Genomic DNA, 22,397 nt, shown 5'->3' on the forward strand with positions numbered 1-22,397 from the left:
ACACACTCTGAACCACATCGACAGAAATCGAGGGGGGTGCGTACTCCGCTGCTCGGAGAGTTGAAGCTGTCGCGCTGTGCCTACACCGAGAGTGTGGCCGCGTCGCCCGACAGCACCTCAACTGTAGCACCGAGGAAATCAACGGCGGGCATGATGGCGTTCCACTTCGTCTGCGTGTTGGCCTCGGCGACGGCGGCCGCCTGCAGGCGCTGCTCGGGGCTGGAGCACAGCACGAGGACGCTCGGGCCCGCACCGGAGACCACGGCGGGCAGCCCCGCGGCGCGCAGCTCGGCGACGAGGCCGCTCGTGAAGGGCATGGCGGATGCGCGGTAGCTCTGGTGGAGCCGGTCCTCCGTCGCCTCGAAGAGCAGCTCCGGGCTCTGCACGAGTGCGGCGACGAGCAGCGCCGAGCGGGAGAGGTTGAAGATCGCGTCGGCATGGGGGACGCTCTCCGGCTGGAGGCTCCTGGCGAGCTTCGTCGACATCGTCTCCGTCGGGATGAGCACGATGGGCGATACGCCGCGGTGCACGAGCAGCTGCTTGGAGCGGGGGCCGTTCTCGCCCACCCAGGCGATCGTGAGGCTGCCGAAGAGGCAGGGCGCGACGTTGTCGGGGTGTCCCTCGAGCTCGGTGGCGAAGCGCAGCAGCGTGTCCGCGTCGACATCGACGTCGTTCGACACGAGCGCGGCAGCCGCCATGACGCCGGAGACGATGGCGGCGCCGGATGAGCCCATGCCTCGCCCGTGCGGGATCGTGTTGACGGCGCTGATGCGCAGCCCGGGCAGCTCGTAGCCCAGTCCGTTCAGCGTGTGCTCGATGGACTGCACCACGAGGTGCGAGGCGTCGCGGGGCACGCTGTCCGCTCCCACTCCCTGGACCTCGATCTCGAGCACGCCGCTCGGCGCGCTCTCGACGACAAGCGTGTCGTATACGGCAAGCGCGAGTCCGAGGGTGTCGAAGCCCGGACCGAGATTGGCGCTCGTCGCGGGGACCTTGACTTCGACGCGACGCGCCTGTTCGACCTGCTTCATGCTGCGACTCCTAGGCAGAGGACTGTTGCGATTGGATTGATATCGATGGGCATGACGGCCGACGGGGTGCCGTCGGCGGCGTCGAGCCGCCCTGCGTTAGAGCGCGCCCTCGACACGGAGCACCCCGGAGACCCGCCGTGATGCCTCGTGCTCGGCGAGCGCCTGCGCAAGCGCTGAGAGCGCTCGCTCGGTCGCCGAGTGCGTGCCGATGACGAGCGTGGCGCCCCGCTCGGCCTCGCCGGTCGATGGTGCGCCGGAACCAGCCGTCGCATCGCCCGAGTCGGCGCTGCGCTGCTCGAGCGTCGAGACGGAGACGCCGAAGTCACTGAAGACCTTCGCGATCTCGGCGAGCACGCCTGGACGGTCGTGCACCTCGAGGATGATCTGGTAGCGCGTGGTGATCTCGCCGACGTCGAGGACGGGCAGGTCGGCGTGCGTCGACTCGCCGAGGCCAGGGCCACCGTTGACGCGTCGACGGGCGGAGGAGACGAGGTCGCCGAGCACGGCGGACGCGGTCTCCACTCCCCCGGCGCCGGCGCCGTAGAACATGAGGTCGCCGGCTGCCTGCGCCTGCACGAAGACGGCGTTGTTGCCGCCGTGCACCGACGCGAGCGGGTGCTGCGCGTCGACGAGCGCGGGGTACACGCGCGCTGAGATGCCCTCGACTCCGTCGGCGGTCGTGACGCGCTCGCAGATCGCGAGGAGCTTCACGACGAAGCCCGCCGCCTTGGCGCGCTCGATCTGCTCGATCGTGATCTCGGTGATGCCCTCGCGGTGCACGAGCTCGACGGGGACCTCGGTGTGGAAGGCGATGGAGGCGAGGATCGCCGCCTTCTGCTGGGCGTCGTAGCCGCCGATGTCGGCCGTCGGGTCGGCTTCCGCGTAACCGAGGTCGGTGGCGATGCGCAGCGCTTCCTCGAGCGAGTCGCCGCGTGTGTGCATCCGGTCGAGGATGAAGTTGGTCGTGCCGTTCACGATGCCGAGGATGCGCTCGACCCGGTCGCCCGCGAGGCTGTCGCGCAGGGGGCGGATGATCGGGATGGCGCCGGCGACGGCGGCCTCGTAGGTGAGCTGAGCGCCGACGCGCCTTGCCTGGTCGAAGAGCTCGGGGCCATGCGCCGCGACGAGCGCCTTGTTCGCCGTCACGACGTCGGCACCCGTCGACAGCGCCAGGGAGATGAGGCCCTTCGCCGGGTCGATGCCGCCCATGAGCTCGATGACGATGTCGGAGCCGAGGATGAGCCGCTCCGCGTCGTCGGTGAAGAGCTCCTTCGGCAGATCCACGTCGCGCTTCGCATCGACGTTGCGGACGGCGATACCGGTCAGCAGCAGCGGAGCGCCGACACGAGCGGCGAGCTCGTCGGCGTTCTCGATCAGGATGCGGGCGACCTGCGACCCGACGGATCCCGCGCCGAGCAGGGCGACTCGGATGGGTCGGTTCTGGTTCATCGGTTCTCCTCGGTTACGGGCGCTCATCGGTCACGGCAGCTGGGAGTCCCGCGTCTCTGGCAAGCAGATCGGCCACGGACTCCGCACGGATCAGCGTGCGCGCCTCGCCGTCGCGAACCGCGACGACGGCCGGTCGGCCGATCATGTTGTAGTTGCTCGAGAGCGACCAGCAGTATGCGCCGGTCGCTGGCACGGCGACGAGGTCGCCAGGGGCGACATCGCTCGGAAGATAGTCTGCCAGAACGACGATGTCGCCGGACTCGCAGTGTTTTCCAACGACACGAACGAGCGCTGCGTCGGCCGCGGAGGCCCGCGAAGCCAGGCGAACGCTGTACTCGGCCTCGTAGAGGGCCGCCCTGACGTTGTCGCTCATGCCGCCGTCGACGGAGACGTAGAGTCGCTCGGCGCTGCCGCCCTCGTCGAGCGGGACTCGAACGGTCTTCGTCGTCCCGACCTCGTACAGGGCGGTCCCGGCGGGGCCGATGATGGTCCGCCCCGGTTCGAAGGCCATGTTCGGCACTGCGACGCCGAGCCTCGAGCAGGCCGCTGCCACGTGGGAAGCGATGTGGGAGGCCATCGTGCGAATGTCGGTGGGCGTCTCGCGCGGCAGGTAGGCGATGCCGTAGCCACCCCCGAGGTTCAGCTCCGGAACCGGTCCCCCTTCGAGGAGGCGAGCGTGGACTTCGACGAGGCGGTCGGCGGCCTCGCCGAACCCATCGGCGTCGAAGATCTGCGAGCCGATGTGCGAGTGCAGGCCGAGGAACTCCAGGGAATCGTGCTCGCGGATGCGCGCGACGAACGCATCCACCTCGTCGAGGGGGATGCCGAACTTCTGGTCCTCTCGGCTCGTGGCGAGGAACTCGTGTGTCGAGGCGTGCACACCGGAGTTGACGCGCAGCCTCACGGGCTGCCGAACGCCCGCGGCCAGGGCGGCCACCGCGACGCGGTCGAGCTCCTGGGAGCTGTCGAGCACGATCGCCCCGATACCGGCGGCGACGGCGATGCCGATCTCGCGCGTCGACTTGTTGTTGCCGTGGAAGCCGATGCGTGCGGGTGGTGCGCCCGCGGCGATCGCGAGGGCGAGCTCGCCTTCGCTGCAGACGTCGATGGCGCAGCCCGCCTCGAGCATCCAGCGGACGACGTCGGCGCTCAGGAACGCCTTGCCCGCGTAGTAGACCTTGGCGGTGACGCCGAGGGGCTCGAAGGCGTCGGCGAAGGCGGCGACGGTCTCCGCTGCACGCGCGCGGGCGTCGACCTCGTCGACGACGTAGAGCGGCGTCGCGAACCGCTCCGCAAGCGCTCGGACGTCCATGCCCGCGATCTCGATCGCGCCGTCAACTGCTCGGGCGGCGTTCATCGACCAGACGTGGGAGTCGAGCTCGTTGAGATCCGACGGAACATCGAGGTCGGCAGGCGCCAGGGGGCTGGCAGCCGTCTGGCGGGCGGCGTGGGGTTCGTGGAGAGCTTCAGGCACCAGAGCATGCTATCTGCTGGCCCCTCGCCGGAACAGGCGAGAGGCCCAAGCGCGCACGCGGCCGGACTACAGGCAGTCGGCCACCGCGGGCAGCTCGCTCAGCTGCGCGCCGTCGACCTTCCACGAGAACGAGATCGCGTCGCTGGAGACGGTCGCCTCGGTGACCTGCGCCTCGAGCTCCGAGTCCGCACAGGTCGGCACCTCGACCTTCTCGTTCGAGCCGAACGGGATGCTGGTCCCGAAGAGCGTCATGCTGCTGTCGCTCGTCACGAAGAGCTTGCCGTCCGTCGCCTCGTAGCCGAGCTCGGACTCGACCTTCACCTGCCACTCGCCGGTGCCGCTGATGGCCTCGATGTTGATCACGTTGTCGCCGTAGCTGATGGTCGTGTCGTAGGAGTCGGTGTTGATCTCGCTCTCCTCGCCCTGGAGCGCGGCAGGAACGCCGTCGAGGACGTCGGTCGAGACGACGAGATCGACCGTGGTCGAGTCCACGGGACCTTCGAGCGACGCGTCGATGCCCGTGAGGTCGATGCCCACGGTGATGTCGCCGTCGCCCTGCGACGTCATGGTGGCGTGCTCGATCTTGCCGGTGAGGAGCTGCGCGAGGACGCTGAAGCCATCCACCGTGACGGCGTACTCGCTCGGGGCCGCCGCCTCGCCGTAGTTGTCGATGACGATCTTCCCCGCCTGCTCCTCGAGTGCGCTCGTGACGTTCCCCCGGGCCACGGCCTCGCCCACGACGAGACCACCGGCGATCACGACGACACCGACGCCCGTCCAGAGCCACCATTGCGCGTACCAGGGCCGAGGCCTCTTGCCCTGCGGGGGCTGGCCGCCCTGCCACGGACCCGGCTGCTGACCGTGCGGCGGCTGACCGCCCGACTGCGCGTACTGCTGTGGGGCGCCGCCGTGCTGCGGCTGGCCGAACTGCTGCGGCCGCTGCTGCTGGCCGTAGCCCGGTCCTTGCGGCTGCTGCCCGTAGCCAGGTCCTTGCGGCTGCTGCCCGTAGCCAGGTCCTTGCGGCTGCTGCCCGTAGCCAGGCTGCTGCGAGGGCTGCGGGTACCCGGAGCCCTTGCCGTACGGGGGCTGCTGCTGGGGTGCTTGGCCGTGTCCGGGCTGCTGCGGCTGGCCGGGCTGCTGTCCGTACCCGGGCTGCGATGCCTGCTGACCGTATCCGGGATGCTGGCCCTGCCCCGGCTGCTGCCCGAAGCCCTGTCCGTTCGGCGGCATGCTCATCTCAGTTCTCCAGTTCTTCGGCGGCCGGCCGACGTCGCGCGGAGTGCGATCCGTCGAGCGCGTCGGGGCGGCCTCGTCGGCACGGACCCCATCGTCGCAGCTCGAAACTAGTCGCGACAGGTGGAGAACTCCCCGGAATCCGGGATCTCGGCAGAGAGTGCGATGTTCCTCGCCTCGACGCCGACCGTGAGCATCCCCTCCGCGATGCGCAGCTCGGACACGTGCAGACCGGCGGGGAGGTAGTCGGCGGTGCAGATCGGCACCGCGAACTCCGCGATGTCAGGGAGCGCCTGCGTGAGGGCCTGTCCAAAGGCCGTCCCTGACACCTCGACGTCCGTCGGATCGATGATCACCTCGCCATCGACGAGGCGCAGCTGCGCGTCGACGGTGAGCGTGCCCGTGAGGCCCAGGATGGAGACCGTCGACCGGTAGGACAGCTCGTCGTCGCCGAGTTCCAGCGACGCATCGGTTCCGGGGAGCGCGGCAACGCCCTCGAGGGTCGCTTCCGGCACGTTGAGCGTGCCCGTGAGCATCTCGGTCCGCATCCCGTCGAAGATGTGCACGCCGTACGCGTCCACGGTCGCCGCCAGGTTCAGGCCGTAGGCGGTGAGCTCATCCGCTGACACCGTGACGTGGCTCGCCCGACCGGTGGCGAGCTGCCACAGCGTCGAGAAGCCGTGCACGCGCGCGCTGACCTCACCGTCCACCCCGGGCGGGAGCGTGTCCTGCACCTGCTGGGCGATGCGATCCTGCGCGACGAGGCGAACCCCGACGTCGAGGCCGACGAGCAGCAGCAGGGCGCCGAGCAGCCAGAGCGAGGCCTTGACCCAGCTGCGTGCACGCGACGTCCGCAGGAGCTGGATGCGCTCCTCCGGCGGACCGAGCGCGGTCACGTCCGACTACATCCGCTCGGGAGCCGAGACGCCGAGCATGGTGAGTGCCGAGCGCAGGACCGTGCTCGTGGCGTCGTTCAGCCACAGGCGGGTGCGGTGGAGGTCGGTGATCTCGTCGTCCCCACGCGGGATGACACGGCAGCTGTCGTACCAGCGGTGGTAGAGGCCAGCGAGCTCCTCCGCGAAGCGCGCGACGCGATGCGGCTCACGCAGCTCGGCGGCGGCCGCGACGACGCGCGGGAAGTCCTGCAGCGCCCCGAGGAGCGCCGACTCGGACTCGTGGTCGAGCAGCGACGGCTCGAAGACCGAGCGGTCGATGCCGGACTCGGCGGCGTTGCGTCCGACCGCGCAGGTCCGGGCGTGCGCGTACTGCACGTAGTAGACGGGGTTGTCGTTGGTGCGCTGCGCGAGGACGTCGAGGTCGATGTCGAGCGTCGAGTTCGCCGAGGAGCGCACGAGCGCGTAGCGGCCCGCGTCGACGCCGACGGCGTCGACGAGGTCGTCGAGCGTCACGATCGTGCCGGCGCGCTTCGACATGCGCACGGGCTCGCCGTCCTTCACGAGATTCACCATCTGGCCGATGAGGATCTGCAGGTTGACGCCCGGCTGGTCGCCGAACGCCGCGACCATCGCCATCATGCGCGCGACGTAGCCGTGGTGGTCGGCGCCGAGCATGATGATGCACTGGTCGAAGCCACGCTCGCGCTTGTCGAGGTAGTAGCCGATATCGCCGGCCATGTAGGTCGGGCTGCCGTTGGATCGAACGACGACGCGGTCCTTGTCGTCGCCGAACTCGGTGGTGCGCAGCCACTGCGCACCGTCCTGCTCGAAGATCTGGCCCTGCTCGCGGAGGCGCTCGATGGCCCGCGAGACCGCACCGGACTCGTGCACCGAATCCTCGTGGAAGAACACGTCGAAGTCGACGCCGAAGTCGTGCAGCTTCTGCTTGATCTCGCCGAACATCTGCTCGACGCCCTTGGAGCGGAAGACCTCCTGCTGGGCCTCCCGGTCGAGCTCCGCGATGCCCTCACCGTAGGCCGCGGCAACCTGCCCGGCGATGTCGCTGATGTAGGCACCGCCGTAGCCGTCCTCCGGAGTGCCCTCGCCGAGGTACGCCGCGAGGAGCGACCGCGCGAAGCGGTCGATCTGCGCCCCGTGGTCGTTGAAGTAGTACTCGCGCGTCACGTCGGCACCTGCCGCCGTGAGGACGCGGGCGAGGGAGTCGCCGACGGCCGCCCAGCGGACACCGCCCATGTGGATGGGGCCCGTCGGGTTGGCGGAGACGAACTCGAGGTTGAGCTTCACCCCGGCGAGCGAGTCGCCATTGCCGTAGGCCGATCCGGCGTCGACGATCACCTTGGCGAGCGCGCCCGCCGTGGCCGTGTCGAGGGTGATGTTGATGAAGCCGGGTCCCGCGACATCTGCACTCGCCACCTGCGGGTCGAGGATCAGCTGCTCGACGATGCCGGTGGCCAGCTCACGCGGGTTGGTGCCGACGCGCTTCGCGAGGCGCATCGCGATGTTCGATGCCCAGTCGCCGTGGTCGCGGTTGCGCGGCCGTTCGAGAACGATGTCCGTCTCGGGGACGGTGATGCCCTCAGCGCCCTCGAGGGGCGCGAGCGCGGCGTTGACAGCGGTGGTGAGTGCCGTGACGAGAGCTGGAGAAGTCATAGGCCTCCCATCCTAGAGCCGCTCGAGGGCCGTCGGCGGCGCTTGCCCGCGCCACCGTCAACCCAGCTGCACCCGCTCGGTCCAGTCCTCGAGGATGACCTCGCTCGAGGTCGCGTCGACGTGCAGCTTGGACAGGCGGAGGTTCGCGATCGTGTTGCTCAGGAACGCCGTGTCCGCGGCATCCCGACCGCTCGCGATGCGCTGCATGAGGCGGCGCGGCGCGAGGTGCGTCGAGTCGACGACGTACCAGGCTCCGTCGACCAGCACCTCGACGACGGCGTGGAAGTCCATGGGCACGAGCCCCGGCGCGTACACGGAGACGAGGCGCGCCGGGAGGTCGTTGGCGCGCAGGAACGCGATCGTCAGGTGAGCGAAGTCGCGGCAGACGCCCTGGCGCTTCAGGAAGGTGTCGCGCGCACCGTCGGTCGGGGCGCTCGAGCCCGGCACGTAGCTGATGTTCCTGGAGACCCAGTCGACGACCGCGTCGACGAGCTCGAAGCCCTGCTTGCCGCGGAACATCGACCGCGCGGTCGGTCCGAGGAGGTCCGACTCCGCGTAGCGGGACGGACGGCGGAACTGGATGAGGTCCAGCTCCTCCGGCTCGTTCGGCTGCGCGCGGTCGAGCACCGTCGCGGAGTAGCGCATCTCGATGTGCTTCGCGGAGGTCGTCACGCGGTGCAGCCGGCACTCGGAGCGGTCGATGGATTCGATGACGTCGAGGGGCACGCCGTCACCCGTGATCGTGAACGACTCGCTCTCGAGGTTCGCCAGCGTGTGGGCAGCGATCGAGAACACGAGGTCGGCTTCCCCGTCGAGTTCGAGGTCAATGGCAGATTCGATCTTTCGCATCACCAGCGGATTGTGTCACGCTCCCGTGGCCATCCCCCACAGCCGCGCGTGGCGGCGAGCAGTGGCGTTCGGGCACCCTCGCGCCCTGTTAGTATTGGCTCCGCGTTGCTGAAAGCTCAGTTCCGCATCCGCCTCCGTAGCTCAGTGGATAGAGCACCGGTTTCCGGTACCGAAGGTCGCAGGTTCGACTCCTGTCGGGGGCACATCTCGATGTCTGGTGACATCGCAAGGGCCCGGCGCTGCTCAGCAGCGCCGGGCCCTTCCGCATCCGCAGCGCGCGGACGCTCCTGCTCACACGCTGGGATCCGCCCGCCGACGCGCAGCACGCGTGTCCGAGAGGACATTGACACTCTCGGCGCCCCACCGCTACGGTCGGCAGTACCTCGACGAGGGGAGGCAAGGATGCCCACCTACACGTATCGGTGCGAGAGCGCGCACCGCTTCGACGAGGTGCACACCATGCACTCGGTGCCGGAGAGATCCGTGTGTCCCGAGTGCGGGCAAGACGCGAGGCGCCGCCCGGCTGCCCCGCATCTCTCCGTCGCAGGCTCTTCCGCCTACGGCCTCATCGATGCCGCCTCGAGATCCGCGCATGAGCCGGACGTCGTGACCTCGCTCCCCGGAGCTCCTCGGAGACCCGGCGGCGGCATCACTCGCAACCCACTCCACGCGAAGCTGCCGCGACACTGACGTCGCGGGGCTCGCACCGACCGAGACTGCCGCCCCGCAAGGGACGGCGAATCGGTCACCGACGAAAAGGACCGAGCCATGCCCGACGTGCTGTTTCCACTCGACTCGACGAAGAAGTTCGAGGACCAGGAGAAGATCGGCCACAACAGGTGGCATCCGGAGATTCCGCCGGTCGCGACGGTGAAGCCCGGCGACGAGTTCCGTGTCGACTGCCGGGAGTGGTTCGACGGGGCGATCGTCAACGACGACTCCGCAGAGGACATCCTGAACGCGCCGCTGCTGACGGTGCACAAGCTGAGCGGGCCGTTCCGGATCGAGGGTGCGAAACCGGGCGACCTCCTCATCGTCGACATCCTCGACGTCGGCCCGATTCCCCAGGAGAAGGGGCCGCTCGCAGGCCAGGGGTGGGGCTACACGGGAATCTTCGCGAAGGAGAACGGCGGAGGGTTCCTCACCGATCAGTTCCCGGACGCCTACAAGGCGATCTGGGATTTCAGCGGCCAGACGGCGACGTCCCGTCACGTGCCAGGGGTGTCGTTCACCGGCCTCATCCACCCGGGCCTCATGGGGACGGCTCCGTCGGCGGAACTGCTGGCGAAGTGGAACGCGCGTGAGGGAAAGCTCATCGCGACCGACCCAGGCAGGGTGCCGCCGCTCGCGCTGCCGCCGGAGCCGCAGTTCGCCGTGCTCGGCTCGCTCCCGGATTCCGAGTTCGATCGTGTCGCCGGCGAGGCCGCCAGGACGGCTCCCCCGCGCGAGAACGGCGGCAACCAGGACATCAAGAACCTCTCGAAGGGCACCCGCATCTTCTACCCCGTCTTCGTCGACGGCGCGAACCTGTCGATGGGCGACCTGCACTTCTCTCAGGGCGATGGGGAGATCACCTTCTGCGGCGCCATCGAGATGGGCGGCTTCATGGATGTGCGCGTCGACCTGATCAAGGGAGGCATGGAGACGTACGGCGTCTCGGAGAACGCCATCTTCATGCCGGGCAATGTGGAGCCCAACTACAGCGAGTGGATCGCGTTCTCCGGCACGTCGGTCACGCTCGACGGGGAGCAGCGCTACCTCGACTCCCATCTGTCCTACCAGCGGGCGTGCCTGCACGCGATCGACTACCTCACGAAGTTCGGCTACGCACCGGAGCAGGCCTACCTGCTGCTCGGCTCGGCCCCCATCGAGGGTCGCCTCTCCGGCGTCGTCGACATCCCGAACTCGTGCTCCACCGTCTACCTCCCCACGGCGATCTTCGACTTCGACGTGCGCCCGTCGGCGAACGGCCCGCACCAGATCGACCCCGGCATGGGGGCGCCGAGGGCGGTCGCCTCCTAGTCGAGGGGTGAGGCCCGCGAGGCCGGCGGGTGGGCGCGTGTGGCGCGCCTGCCCGCTGGCCTCTACAATCTCGTGTGCCTTCCGAGACCCCAGACGAGACGCCCACGGCGACGCCAGAAGAGACCGACGGCGCGGAGTTCGCGCCAGAGCGCATCGCCGAGGCCGACCTCGCGACGACCCTGCGCGTGCTCGAGCAGCTCTCCGCCTACGACCGCGAGGACCCGGACTTCATCACGGTCCGTCGGGCGACGGCGCAGTTCTTCAAGGACGTGAAGCGCGTCGGGCGCGCCGCGAAGCGCCAGCGCATCGCCGACGCCGACAAGGCCGTCGTCGCCGCGACCGCCACGGGCGCACCGGACCGCATCGACGACGAGACCCGCGGCATCCCGATCTCAACGTCGACGACCGCCCCGACGGCCGGCGAGCTGCTCAAGCCACGCGCCTGCTATATCTGCAAGCAGCCGTACACGGTGGTCGACGCCTTCTACCACCAGCTCTGCCCAGAATGCGCCGCCTTCAGCCACTCGAAGCGCGATGCGCGCGCCGACCTGACCGGCAAGCGGGCCCTGCTCACGGGCGGTCGAGCGAAGATCGGGATGTACATCGCGCTGCGGCTGCTCCGCGACGGCGCCCACACGACGATCACGACGCGCTTCCCGCGCGACGCCGTCCGCCGGTTCTCGGCCCTGCCTGACTCGCCGGAGTGGATCGACCGGCTCAAGATCGTCGGCATCGACCTCCGTGATCCCGCACAGGTCATGGGCCTCGCCGACTCCGTCACGGCCGCTGGCCCGCTGGACATCCTCATCAACAATGCCGCCCAGACGGTGCGCCGCTCCCCCGGCTCCTACGCGCCGCTCGTCGAGGCGGAGCTCGCGCCGCTGCCGGACGGGCCGCTTCCCGAGCTCGTGACCTTCGGGCACACGAACGACGCGCACCCGCTCGCCCTGGCGGAGTCGGTCGCCGCGCACCCGATCCTGTCCTCGGCGGCGGGACGCACGGCCGAGGAGCTGACCGCAGACGCCATGGCTGCCGGCTCCTCGTCGCTCGAGCGGCTCGCGGCTGGCACCGCCATCGACGCGGGCGGCCTGCTCCCGGACGAGCTGCACATCAACTCGTGGACGCAGCACGTCGACGAGGTCGAGCCCCTCGAGATGCTCGAAGTGCAGCTCGCGAACATGACGGCACCGTTCCTGCTCGTGAGCAGGCTCCGTGGCGCGCTCAAGGCGTCATCGGCGCCCCGCACCTACATCGTCAACGTCTCCGCGATGGAGGGGGTCTTCGGACGCGGCTACAAGGGCCCGGGCCACCCCCACACGAACATGGCGAAGGCGGCCCTGAACATGCTCACGCGCACCAGCGCTCGGGAGATGTTCGAGAGCGACCGCATCCTCATGACCGCCGTCGACACCGGCTGGATCACGGACGAGCGGCCCCATTTCACGAAGATCCGCCTCGCCGAGGAGGGCTTCCACGCCCCCCTCGACCTCGTCGACGGTGCGGCCCGCGTCTACGACCCGATCGTGCGCGGCGAGTCGGGCGAGGATCTCTTCGGGGTCTTCCTCAAGGACTACAAGCCCGGCTCCTGGTAGCGGGAGGGCGAGCTCGCCGGATCAGAAGATCTGGCCGACGGGCTCGCGCTTCTCGCTCTGGAAGGCGTCTTCCGTGCGTCCTGCGGCCCAGTAGCCGGAGAGGGAGAGCTGCGAGCGCTCGACGCCACGGGCGGAGAAGATCTTCCTGAGTCGCTTCATCTGCTCGCGCTCGCCGTGTGCGAAGACCTGCACGAGCCCATCAGGGAAAGCCAGGTCCTCGACGGCTGCCGCGATCAGCTGCTGGTCGAACCCGCCATGCTCGCCTCGGTGGAGCCACTGGACGCTGACCCCCGTCGGGGCCGCGAGCTCGATGTGGTCCTCCTCCCCGGCTACCTCCACGAGGACCGCGCCCTTCGCGTCCTCGGGGAGCGCTTCGAGGGTTCGGGCGATCGCCGGGAGTGCGGACTCGTCACCGCAGATGAGATGCCAGTCGCTCTCGGGGAGCGGCGAGTAGGCACCGTGCGGTGTCGTGGCCACGATGACGTCGCCCGGCTTCGCGTCGCGAGCCCACGGGCCGGCGACACCTGCGTCGCCATGGACGACGAAGTCGACGGAGACCGTCCCGCTCGCGCGGTCGATCCCGCGAACCGTGTAGGTGCGCCGGACGGGGACCTGCTCGGTGGGAAGCGTCGCGCGGAGCTCTTGGAGATCGAACGGCAGCTCGAGCTCGCCGACGCCTCCGCCGAAGTGCAGCTTCAGGTAGGTGTCGGCGTGCTCGAGGTCGAAGTCGTCGAGGTCTGCCCCGAGGAAGTGGACCCGGACCAGCGAGCGACTGAGCCGCTCGGTGCGCTCCACACTCAGGCGGACGGTGGGTCCCCGCTTGCGGGGCTTCTGGGTAACGACGTCTGTCACGGTTATGGGCTCCTCGTTCGGGGTGAGTTAGGCCAGCCTAACAAGCCCTCCTGAGGCGCGCCTGTCGCTCAGCGCTGCGCGAGCCCCTCGGCGCCGGACTCTGTCTCGTAGCTGCCGAGCGCCTCCGCGAGCTGCTCGAGGAAGACATCCACCTCCTGGGCGGAGTAGCCGCGCTCGTAGACGCGGGACGTGAACTTGACGGCCTCGACCTCGTGGGACCTGACGATCTGCGCCTGCTCCCGCAGGCCCCTCTCGTACGCCTCGAGCGCGGCGGCGGCTTGGTCGAGGAACTGGTCGACCTCTCGGACGTCGTAGCATCCGTCGAACTTCAGCGCGTTGAAACGCTTGGTGCGTACATCTTCACTTCGCACGTTGAACCTCCGGTGTCTCATGTGAAAACCGGACAAGGAGTGCTTGTCCGGTGCGCGACAATTCTACGGAACTCCATGTGGAATCACACATCGACGCCGGATCGTCACCAAGCGCTCACCTGCGACAGGCGCTGTTCGCCGCCTGTTCACTCGTGGCGTCACCACGCGCACAACAATCACGTTCTTCACGGCTACACCCCGCTAGCGTTACGGAGAAGGCCGATGACCGGCCAGAAAGGGGTCTCCGTGCGTCGTGCGCTCGCTCTGCTCGGCATCGCTGCCGCAGCACTCCTCGGAACGAGTGCGCCAGCATCCGCCGAGGTCTCTCCGATCACTTCCTCCGGCTCCTCCACCGCCATAGCCCCGGCCGAGAGCCCCGGCTCGCCGCAGGGCCACATCTTCGACCCGAATGGGCTCGTCACCGGCGACACCTCCGATATCGAGCAGGCGATATCGACACTCGAGGCCGAGACCGACTACACGATGTACTTCGCGATCGTCGATCGCTTCTCCAACCCGAGCTCTGGGTTCGACTGGGCCAGCGAGTTCGCTTCGGCCAACGACCTCGGCTCCGAGGCCGTCATCCTGTACGTCGGTGTCGACCAGCTCGACTTCGGACTCAACACCGACAGCGCGTTCCCCCTGGGCGACGGTGCCCTGCGCGACATCGAGACGCAGTCGATCGCCCCGAACCTCGACTCCGGGCAGTACGGTCAGGCCGCTATCTCGGCGGCGGACTCGATCCGCCAGGAGCTCACCGGTACCGGCACGACCAGCGGCGGCGCGGGCGGCGGCGAACTCGTGACGGGTGCCGCCGTCGGCACGATCTTCCTCTTCGTTGGCGGGTTCATCGTCGTGGTCGCCCTGATCATCCTCTTCGTCGTGCTCAGCGCTCGGCGCAAGAAGAAGAAGGGCCAGCAGGCGACGGAGGCCGAGCAGAAGGCGCAACTCGAGCAGCTCGCGCAGCGCGCGGCCGGCGAGCTCGTCAGGGTCGACAACCTGGTGAACTCCGCCGACCAGGAGGTCAGCTTCGCCGAGGCGCAGTTCGGACCCGAGCCGGTTGCCGAGTACCGGGCAGCGGTGGCGGATGCCCGCGAGCAGCTGCGTCGTGCGTTCGGCGTCCAAGGCCAGTATCTCGACACCGAACCAGAGCCGCTGCCAGCCCAGATGCAGATGAACGAGGCCATCCTCGGTTTCGTGAACCTGGCAGAGCAGCGCGTCGCCGAACAGGCAGCGCGCTTCGAGAAGCTCCGGGACATGGAGCGCAACGCGCCAGAGCTGCTCAGGCAGGTCCGCGGCGAACTCGACCGACTCGAAGGACAGATGCAGGGCGCCGAGTCCCAGCTGACGGCGCTCCGCGCCCGCTACAGCCCGCAGGCGCTCTCCACGGTCGACGACTCGACCAGCCACGCTCGCGAGCTGCTTGCGCTCGCGCGCACCGAGACGCAGAACGCAGACAGCGGTCTCCGCGAAGGACGGACGGGGCCAGCCGCCGTCGATATCGGCGACGCGCAGCTCGCGCTCTCGCAGGTGACCTCGGTTCTGGGCTCCATCGGCGCCGCCGCCAGCGACCTCGAGAACGCGGAGCAGCTCATCCGCCAGGAGATCGGCGAGCTGGAGGCCGGTCTCGCGCGCAGCACCCAGCTCGTCCAACAGGCGTCGCTGCAGCCGGATGTCGCAGCAGCTGCCGCCGCGGCGCAGGCCACCGCCCAGGAGGCGATCGCCAGGGCCCGCTCCGGCAGCGCCTCGGCCGCAGATCCGCTCAGGACGCTCGGAGGCCTCAGGGAGGCGGACGAGGCCCTCGACGCAGCGATCGCGTCGCTCCTCCAGGAGCACGAGCGCCTGGCGGGGCTGCGCAGACAGCTCGACGTCGCCCTCGCCCAGGCTCGCTCCGCCGTCACGGGCGGACTCCAGTTCATCGACGCACGTCGAGGTGCCGTGGAGAGCGAGCCGCGTGCGCGAATCCAGCAGGCGGAGACCGAGCTCCGCACGGCGGAGCAGCTCGCGGCCACCCAGCCTGAAGAGGCGATGCAGCGCGCCAAGAGCGCCATCAGCCTCGCCGAGCGGGCCACAGAGCAGGCGAGAAGCCAGGTGCAGATGCAGCGCAGCGGCTACGAGCAGAGCTGGGGTGTGTCCTCGGGTTCGAACTCCAACAGCAGCTTCAACTCCGGACTCCTGGGCGGTATCCTCGGCGGTCTCATCAGCAACAGCGGCTCCTCCAGCCGAAGCTCCTGGGGCGGCGGCAGCTCGTGGGGCGGCGGCTCTGGCCGCCGATCGAGCGGCGGCTCGTCGGGCTTCCGCTCATCTGGCGGCTTCCGCTCCTCGGGAGGGGGCTTCCGCTCCTCGGGCGGCGGCAGAAGGCGCTGACGCGCACCCAGCGCGGAGACAGCGCTCCACGATCACTCCGACACATCACGGCCATTCATCACGGATCACCAGCGAAAAGGAAGCACTCGATGTCCAACAAGCAGTCCATCTTCGGACGAATCAGCCAGCTCGTCCGCGCGAACATCAACTCGCTCATCGACAACGCGGAAGACCCGCAGCTCATGATCGACCAGCTCATCCGCGACTTCAGCTCGAACATCAAGGAGGCGGAGGCGGCGATCGCGCAGACCATCGGCCAGCTCCGCATGCTCGAGGACGACTACCGGGAAGACGTCCAGGCCGCGTCCGAATGGGGCAACAAGGCCCTCGCCGCCAGCCGCAAGGCCGACGAGCTGCGCGCCGCCAACGACGAGGTCGACGCGCAGAAGTTCGACAACCTCGCGAAGGTGGCCCTGTCGCGCCAGATCGAGTCCGAGACGGAAGCTCGCACGGCCGAGCCGCAGATCCGCACCCAGACGCAGGTCGTCGAGCAGCTCAAGGGCGGCCTCGACGGCATGCGCGAGAAGCTCCGCCAGCTCGGCGCGAAGCGCGACCAGCTCGCCGCCCGCGCCAAGACGGCCGAGGCGCAGCAGAAGGTCAACGAGGCCCTCGGCAGCATCAACGTGATGGACCCGACCAGCGACCTGGGTCGCTTCGAGGAGAAGGTCCGCCGGCAGGAGGCGCTCGTGCGCGGCCAGCAGGAGCTGCAGACCTCGAGCCTCGACTCGCAGTTCAACCAGCTCGAGGACCTCGGCAAGCTGACCGAGGTCGAGGCCCGGCTTGCCGCACTCAAGCAGGGCCAGCGCGCACCTGCCGCCATCGACGCGCCGGAGCAGAGCTTCTAAGCCTCCGAGCGCACGCGTTCGCCGCTGGGACCCGTCTCACACGGTCGGGTCCCAGCGGCGTCCTCCTTTCCAGCCGCCAACGCACCAGCGAACGAAGGTCCTCACCCATGAACCTCTTGAAGAGCGTGTTCCTCGATTCGCCGCTGTCACGGCTCGGCTACCACGCGGCGACGGCGGTCGGGCTCGCGGTCGGCGTGCCGCTCTCCACGGGCCGAGTCGAGAACCATGACGGACTCATCGTCTGCAGTGGCCTGCCCAAGTGGGCGTTCCGCAGGGGCGGGACGTGCGTCGGCCGGGTCTACCTCACTCGCGACACCGTCGGCGAACGGGTGTTCCGCCACGAGCGCGTGCATGTCGAGCAGTGGAAGCGCTACGGCTTCCTGTTCCCGCCGCTCTACTGGCTCGCCGGCTTCGACCCGCTCAAGAACCGCTTCGAGATCGAGGCAGGACTCGAGGACGGCAACTACCTCCCGGCTCGCCGCCGCCCCGCATCGAAGAGCTGAGCGCCCTCAGGCCCGCGCCGCGCCATCCCAGGCGGGCGGGTACCTGCTCGGCCAATCGATCTCGCGCTCGAGCTGCAGAGACAGCCGGAGGAGCGTCGCCTCGTCGCCAGGCCGACCGATGGCCTGCACCCCCGCCGGCAGGCCGCTCGCGAAACCGACGGGCATGGTGATGGCAGGCAGACCGGTGACGTTCACGTAGGACGTGTACGGCGTGTACTGGCACTGCTGCTCGAAGTTCCGCTCCCCGTCGCCCGCGTCGAACCAGCCGAGCGGCCGAGGCGTCATCGCGAGCGTCGGTGTCAGGACGACGTCGACGTCCGAGTACTGGCTGATGATCGAGCGCTCGAACGCGGCGAGCGACGCGAGCGAGGCGGCCAGCTCCGCGGCGCCCTTCGTCCGTCCGACGCCGACGAGCCACCGGGTGAGGGGCTCCAGGGTCTCCAGCGCTGGCCCCTCCAGGGGGATCGTCGAGGCGCCGGCCTGCCACACCGTCCGGAACGCGTCGAAGTACTCGGGCGCGTCCGTCGGCGTGACGGGAACGAGCTCGTGTCCGAGTCGCGAGAGCTGCTCCTTGGCGGCCTCGAAGACCGCGGCGACGTCGTCGTCGAGCGCGATCTTGTACTCGGTGGACCACGGCGACCAGCGGTTGACGCCGATCCGCAGCTTCCGAAGAGGCACGTCAAGAGCGTCGAGGTAGGAACGCTCCCCCGCCGGTGCGGTGAGGGCGCTCCGGTTGGCCTGGCTGCCGTCCCCGCGCCGGGCGATCATCCCGTCGAGCAGGAGCGCGGCATCCGCCGTGCTCCTCGCGATGGGGCCCGAGACGGGCAGCCCCGCGAGGGAGCCGACGCCCGAGCCATCCGGTACCCGGCCCCGGCTCGGCTTGAGACCGACCAGACCGCAGGCCGAAGCCGGGATGCGGATGGACCCGCCACCGTCCGACCCCGGCGCGAACGGAAGCAGGCCAGCAGCGACAGCCGCCGCCGCGCCTCCCGAGGAGCCGCCGGCCCCGAGCCCGGCACCCCACGGGGTGACTGCTGGCGGGGCAACGGCGTTCTCGGTGTAGGCCGGGAGACCGAACTCGGGCGTGTTCGTCTTCCCCAGGCTGATGCCGCCGGCCGCGTCCATGGTCTCGACCAGCGGCGAGCTCTCCTGCGGCACGTAGCCGGCGAAGGCGCGCGAGCCGAAAGAGGTCGGCACGTCGGCGCGCGGTTCCAGATCCTTGTCAGCGAAGGGCATCCCCCAGAGCGGAGCCTCGTGCCGGTCTCCGCGGCGAGACGCGGACGAGGGTTCCCGCTCGAGCGCTCGAGCTCGCTCCAACGCGCGGTCCGCGGTCACGGTGATGAAGGCTCCGGATGCACCCCCATCCGCGTCCAGACGTGCCAGGTAGGCGCTCGTGAGCGCCACCGGCGAGAGCTCGCCGCTCGCGAGCAGCTGCCTCTGCCTGACGGCGCCGAGGGTGTGCAGCTCTTGACTCATGATGTGCCTCTCTGATGCTCGTGTCGGTGGCGCTCGGTCTGGCGCACCTAGAACAGGGGTGGCTGCGTGGCGCCCTGGGGCGTCTCGACGACCCGCCAGTCGACCGGATCGGCACCCTGCTGCCGCAGCAGTTCGTTGGCCCGCGAGAACGGACGGGAGCCGAAGAAGCCGCGGGAGGCGGAGAGCGGGCTGGGGTGCGCGCTCACGAGGGTCGGGGTCTCGCCGAGCAGCGGGGCGAGGGCCTGCGCGTCCTTGCCCCAGAGGATGGCGACGAGCGGACGCTGGCGGGCCACGAGGGCCTCGATCGCCAGATCCGTGACCGACTGCCAGCCGAACGCGCGGTGCGAGCCCGCCGCGCCGGCCCCGACCGTCAGGACACGGTTCAGGAGCAGGACTCCCTGCTCGCTCCACCGCGAGAGATCGCCGGTGGTGGCCGCTTCGATGCCCAGGTCGTCGTGCAGCTCCCGGTAGATGTTCGCGAGGCTTCGAGGGAGCGGCCGGACGTGGCGATCGGTCGCGAAGGACAGTCCGATGGGATGCCCGGGAGTCGGATACGGGTCCTGGCCCACGATCAGGACCCGGACGTCGTCGAGTGGGGCCTCGAATGCCCTGAGGATGTGCTCAGGAGCAGGCAGGAAGCCGCGGCCGGCATCCTCCTCCAGCTTCAGCCGCTCCGCGATCTCGTCCAGGCGGCCGGCAGCAGGCTCGAGCGCCCGAGCCCACCCCGGGTCGAGCCGATGCAGATCGCTGAGCCCGCGCAACTCCGTCATTCCGAGGCTCGGCTGGAGGAGACCGTGACGCCGCCCTCCCCCGCGGTCAGCTGCCAGACGCTCCCGGACCCGAGGATCTCCAGCGCGCCCTCTCCGACCTTGAGGACGGTGTCCTCGTCCACGGCGAGGATGCGCTCCGCGAGTCCCGCTTCGATGCTCGCCGCGCACAGCGCGACGAGACCCCACTGAGCGGCGTGCGCCTCGATGGTCAGATCGACCAGCCCGAGGCCAGCCTCGAACGTCACCTCGTCGAGTCCCTCGCCGGATTCCTCCGGGGCGACCGGCACGCCGCCGATGCGCCACCCGCCGATGATGGCCTCGTCCGCGGCGATGGCGGCGCCGGCCGAGTAGCCGAGGTAGGAGACGCCCTCTGCCACCAGGCGGCGGATGTCGGTCGCGAGCGGCGCCAGGGCGGCGAGGTACGCGGGGGTGTGGCCCCCGCAGACCAGGATGCCGTGGGCCGTCGAGAAGCTGGCGAGATCGATCTCGTCGAGCGGTTCACCGCTCGCCGTGCTCCGGGCGAGCACGGGAGTCGCCAGGACGCCAGGGTCGACCGATCGGAGTCGGTCCGCGAACCAGTCCGCGACGGGCTCGGGGTTCTCCCCGACCGCGATGACCGCGATGACGGGCGTCGCTCCGGCGGCGCGGCTTCGAGCCTCGTCCGCGAGCTGGGCGAGCGCGAGCTCGACCCCTGAACCGTCTCCGCCGCCTACCAGGAAGATGCTCACTCGCCGGCCTCCTTGCTGGCGCCCTTCATGACGAGGGGGCCGCGGTGCAGCTGGAACTGCTCCCGCTGCGCCACCGGACGCACGACGAGCTCGTCGACGTTGACGTGACCGGGAAGCTGGAGCGCCAGCTGGATCGTCGCCGCGATGTCCTCCGCGGTGAGCGGATGATCGACGCCCTCGTAGAGCTTGTCGGCCGAGGCCCCGTCGCCCCGCATCCGCTTGAGCGTGAACTCCTCCGTGTGCACCATCCCCGGCGCGATGTCGATGACCCGGATGGGCTCACCGCCGAGCTCGAGGCGCAGCACCCCGATCATCGCCGCCTCCGCGGCCTTCGTCGCGACGTAGCCGCCACCGCCCTGGTAGATGACGCGCCCGGCCGTGGAGGTGACCGTGACGATGTCCGCGTGTGGGAACTCGTCCGTGCTGCTCGCGGCGGATGCACGCAGCAGCGGCAGGAACGCCGTGATGACGCGCTTCGTGCCGAGGACGTTGAGCTCGAACATCAGCTGCCAGTCGGCGATGCTGCTCTCCTCGACGCTCTCGGTGCCGAACGCTCCCCCGGCGACGTTGACCAGGGCCTCGACCTCTCCGAGCCGGCTCGCGGTGTCTCGGAGCTCGGCCACGAAGGCGTCATCGGTGATGTCCCCCGCCAGCACCTCCGCGCCGGTCTCGGCGGCGAGCTCCTCGAGCCGGTCGGCACGGCGCGCAGTCGCGAGCACCACTCTGCCCTCTGCGCGCAACGACCTGACCGTCGACCGGCCGATCCCGCTGCTCGCTCCCGTCACTACGACAACACGCGTTCTCTGTTCTTCAGGCATGCCTCCATCGTGGCATGCGGCCGCGCGCCGCGCCTGGCACGCGTGACGATTTGTGTCCCGCTCCGTTGCCCGCGCCAGCGCCCACTGCCACACTCGGTGCCACCCGACTGTCCAGTCGGGTCGCGGCCGACACGGAGGCTACCCATGACCCAGAGCTTCGAGACCAGGCAGATCCACGCAGGCTCTGCCCCCGACCCCACGACCAACGCGGTCGTCACCCCGATCTACCAGACGACCTCGTACGTGTTCGATGACGCACAGCACGCGGCCGATCTCTTCTCGCTCTCGCGCGCCGGGAACATCTACACGCGCATCACGAACCCCACGACCGCGGTGCTCGAGGCGCGCATCGCCGACCTCGAAGGCGGCAGCGGGGCTCTCGCGCTCGCCTCCGGCCAGGCGGCAGAGACGTTCGCGATCCTGAACATCGCGGGGGCCGGCGACCACATCGTGTCCTCGACGTCCATCTACGGCGGCACGTTCAACCTCTTCAAGTACACGTTCGCGAAGCTCGGCATCGACGTCACCTTCGTCGAGGACCAGAACAACCCAGACGCCTGGCGGGCAGCGGCGAAGGACAACACGAAGCTGTTCTTCGGCGAGACGATCGGCAACCCGGCCGTCAACATCCTCGACATCGAGACGGTCGCCACGGTCGCCCACGAGGTCGGCGTGCCCCTCATCGTCGACAACACCATCGCCACCCCCTTCCTCATCCGGCCCTTCGAGCACGGGGCCGACATCGTCGTCCACTCCGCGACGAAGTTCCTCGGCGGCCACGGCGCCGTGATCGGCGGCGTCATCGTCGACGGCGGCACCTTCCCCTGGGATGAGCACAAGGACCGCTTCCCTGGCCTGTCCGAGCCCGACCCGAGCTACGACGGCCTCAGCTACACGGGTGCCCTCGGCAACGCCAACGCGTTCCACACCAAGGCCCGCGTGCAGCTGCTGCGCGACATCGGCGCATCCATCGCACCCGCTTCGTCCTGGCAGATCCTGCAGGGCGTCGAGACGCTGAGCCTCCGCATGGAGCGCCACGTCTCCAACGCGACCGCGATCGCGTCGTGGCTCCAGGGCCACGCCGAGGTGCAGAACGTCAACTACGCGGGCCTCGAGACGAGCCCCTGGAATGCCCTGGCGAAGCGCTACGCACCGAACGGCGCAGGTGCCATCCTGTCGTTCGAGCTCCGCGGCGGCGTCGAAGCTGGCCGCAAGCTCGTCGAGCGCGTGCAGCTCTTCAGCCACCTCGCAAACATCGGCGACGTGCGCAGCCTCATCGTCCACCCGCCGTCGACGACGCACTCGCAGCTCACCCCAGAGCAGCTCCTCGCATCCGGCATCAACCCCGGACTCGTGCGCCTCTCGGTCGGCCTCGAGAACGTCGACGACCTCATCGCGGACCTCTCGCAGGCCCTCGACTCGCTTCGCGCCTAGGCGCGGGGTAGCCGCT

At 69.5% G+C, this 22,397-nt stretch carries 20 protein-coding genes and 1 tRNA gene; 8 read left to right on the forward strand and 13 right to left on the reverse strand.

Annotated elements, in window-relative coordinates; genetic code table 11:
- Positions 1-80: 80 nt before the first annotated feature.
- The 7 genes from thrB to ITJ61_RS05100 all read right to left on the reverse strand — a co-directional run bounded on the left by thrB (position 81) and on the right by ITJ61_RS05100 (position 8,603).
- Entirely contained in the window at positions 81-1,031 is a 951-nt protein-coding gene (gene thrB / locus ITJ61_RS05070; RefSeq protein ID WP_104241503.1) for a homoserine kinase, read from the reverse strand.
- 96 nt (positions 1,032-1,127) lie between these two features.
- Positions 1,128-2,480 (reverse strand): homoserine dehydrogenase, encoded by a 1,353-nt coding sequence (locus ITJ61_RS05075; protein ID WP_104241504.1) that lies wholly within the window; start codon positions 2,478-2,480, stop codon positions 1,128-1,130.
- A gap of 13 nt (positions 2,481-2,493) precedes the next feature.
- Positions 2,494-3,954 (reverse strand): diaminopimelate decarboxylase, encoded by a 1,461-nt coding sequence (lysA, locus tag ITJ61_RS05080; RefSeq protein ID WP_323744299.1) that lies wholly within the window; start codon positions 3,952-3,954, stop codon positions 2,494-2,496.
- A 66-nt stretch (positions 3,955-4,020) separates the two neighbouring features.
- Positions 4,021-5,190: an LmeA family phospholipid-binding protein gene (locus ITJ61_RS05085; protein ID WP_194685668.1), complete on the reverse strand. Its 1,170-nt coding sequence runs from the start codon at positions 5,188-5,190 to the stop codon at positions 4,021-4,023.
- 107 nt (positions 5,191-5,297) lie between these two features.
- Positions 5,298-6,083, reverse strand: coding sequence for a DUF2993 domain-containing protein (locus ITJ61_RS05090; protein WP_104241507.1), 786 nt, complete (start codon positions 6,081-6,083; stop codon positions 5,298-5,300).
- Positions 6,084-6,089: 6 nt separating this feature from the next.
- Positions 6,090-7,754, reverse strand: a complete 1,665-nt coding sequence (gene argS, locus ITJ61_RS05095) for an arginine--tRNA ligase (protein ID WP_194685669.1) — start codon at positions 7,752-7,754, stop codon at positions 6,090-6,092.
- A gap of 57 nt (positions 7,755-7,811) precedes the next feature.
- Positions 7,812-8,603 (reverse strand): transglutaminase-like domain-containing protein, encoded by a 792-nt coding sequence (locus tag ITJ61_RS05100; protein ID WP_181057844.1) that lies wholly within the window; start codon positions 8,601-8,603, stop codon positions 7,812-7,814.
- 130 nt (positions 8,604-8,733) lie between these two features.
- Between ITJ61_RS05100 and ITJ61_RS05105 the strand changes: the two genes are divergently transcribed.
- From ITJ61_RS05105 to ITJ61_RS05120, 4 genes are all read left to right on the forward strand, one after another.
- A tRNA-Arg gene (locus tag ITJ61_RS05105) sits at positions 8,734-8,806 on the forward strand.
- A 199-nt stretch (positions 8,807-9,005) separates the two neighbouring features.
- A complete protein-coding gene (locus ITJ61_RS20470; RefSeq protein WP_181057795.1) occupies positions 9,006-9,293 on the forward strand; it encodes an FmdB family zinc ribbon protein in 288 nt (95 codons plus the stop codon).
- Between the two features lie 78 nt (positions 9,294-9,371).
- Positions 9,372-10,625, forward strand: a complete 1,254-nt coding sequence (gene fmdA, locus ITJ61_RS05115) for a formamidase (RefSeq protein ID WP_104298620.1) — start codon at positions 9,372-9,374, stop codon at positions 10,623-10,625.
- A gap of 152 nt (positions 10,626-10,777) precedes the next feature.
- On the forward strand, positions 10,778-12,217 hold the full coding sequence (locus ITJ61_RS05120) for an SDR family NAD(P)-dependent oxidoreductase (protein WP_194686689.1): 1,440 nt from the start codon (positions 10,778-10,780) through the stop codon (positions 12,215-12,217).
- 21 nt (positions 12,218-12,238) lie between these two features.
- On the opposite strand, the gene ITJ61_RS05125 is transcribed toward ITJ61_RS05120, so the two are convergent.
- Both ITJ61_RS05125 and ITJ61_RS05130 read right to left on the reverse strand, forming a co-directional pair.
- A complete protein-coding gene (locus ITJ61_RS05125) occupies positions 12,239-13,069 on the reverse strand; it encodes a siderophore-interacting protein (RefSeq protein ID WP_104241512.1) in 831 nt (276 codons plus the stop codon).
- A 68-nt stretch (positions 13,070-13,137) separates the two neighbouring features.
- A complete protein-coding gene (locus ITJ61_RS05130; protein ID WP_181057794.1) occupies positions 13,138-13,440 on the reverse strand; it encodes a DivIVA domain-containing protein in 303 nt (100 codons plus the stop codon).
- 222 nt (positions 13,441-13,662) lie between these two features.
- On the opposite strand from ITJ61_RS05130, the gene ITJ61_RS05135 reads away from it, so the two are divergent.
- From ITJ61_RS05135 to ITJ61_RS05145, 3 genes are all read left to right on the forward strand, one after another.
- Positions 13,663-15,807: a TPM domain-containing protein gene (locus tag ITJ61_RS05135; protein WP_194685670.1), complete on the forward strand. Its 2,145-nt coding sequence runs from the start codon at positions 13,663-13,665 to the stop codon at positions 15,805-15,807.
- A gap of 89 nt (positions 15,808-15,896) precedes the next feature.
- Positions 15,897-16,652 (forward strand): PspA/IM30 family protein, encoded by a 756-nt coding sequence (locus ITJ61_RS05140; protein ID WP_104241515.1) that lies wholly within the window; start codon positions 15,897-15,899, stop codon positions 16,650-16,652.
- A 107-nt stretch (positions 16,653-16,759) separates the two neighbouring features.
- Positions 16,760-17,155, forward strand: coding sequence for a Fe-S oxidoreductase (locus tag ITJ61_RS05145; RefSeq protein ID WP_104340881.1), 396 nt, complete (start codon positions 16,760-16,762; stop codon positions 17,153-17,155).
- Between the two features lie 6 nt (positions 17,156-17,161).
- On the opposite strand, the gene ITJ61_RS05150 is transcribed toward ITJ61_RS05145, so the two are convergent.
- The 4 genes from ITJ61_RS05150 to ITJ61_RS05165 are packed head-to-tail and all read right to left on the reverse strand — an operon-like array spanning position 17,162 to position 20,947.
- Entirely contained in the window at positions 17,162-18,631 is a 1,470-nt protein-coding gene (locus ITJ61_RS05150) for an amidase (protein ID WP_194685671.1), read from the reverse strand.
- 47 nt (positions 18,632-18,678) lie between these two features.
- Positions 18,679-19,401: a uracil-DNA glycosylase gene (locus ITJ61_RS05155; protein WP_194685672.1), complete on the reverse strand. Its 723-nt coding sequence runs from the start codon at positions 19,399-19,401 to the stop codon at positions 18,679-18,681.
- Entirely contained in the window at positions 19,398-20,129 is a 732-nt protein-coding gene (locus ITJ61_RS20215) for a Type 1 glutamine amidotransferase-like domain-containing protein (protein WP_104306905.1), read from the reverse strand. Before ITJ61_RS20215 ends, ITJ61_RS05155 begins: the two co-directional genes overlap by 4 nt.
- Positions 20,126-20,947 carry an SDR family oxidoreductase gene (locus tag ITJ61_RS05165; protein WP_194685673.1) on the reverse strand — a complete coding sequence of 274 codons (822 nt, stop codon included), beginning with the start codon at positions 20,945-20,947 and terminating at the stop codon, positions 20,126-20,128. Before ITJ61_RS05165 ends, ITJ61_RS20215 begins: the two co-directional genes overlap by 4 nt.
- Before the next feature lie 144 nt (positions 20,948-21,091).
- On the opposite strand from ITJ61_RS05165, the gene ITJ61_RS05170 reads away from it, so the two are divergent.
- Entirely contained in the window at positions 21,092-22,381 is a 1,290-nt protein-coding gene (locus ITJ61_RS05170; protein ID WP_104241521.1) for a bifunctional o-acetylhomoserine/o-acetylserine sulfhydrylase, read from the forward strand.
- The last annotated feature ends 16 nt before the right edge of the window (positions 22,382-22,397 follow it).

Source organism: Pseudoclavibacter sp. VKM Ac-2888, assembly GCF_015351285.1.
GTDB lineage: Bacteria > Actinomycetota > Actinomycetes > Actinomycetales > Microbacteriaceae > Pseudoclavibacter.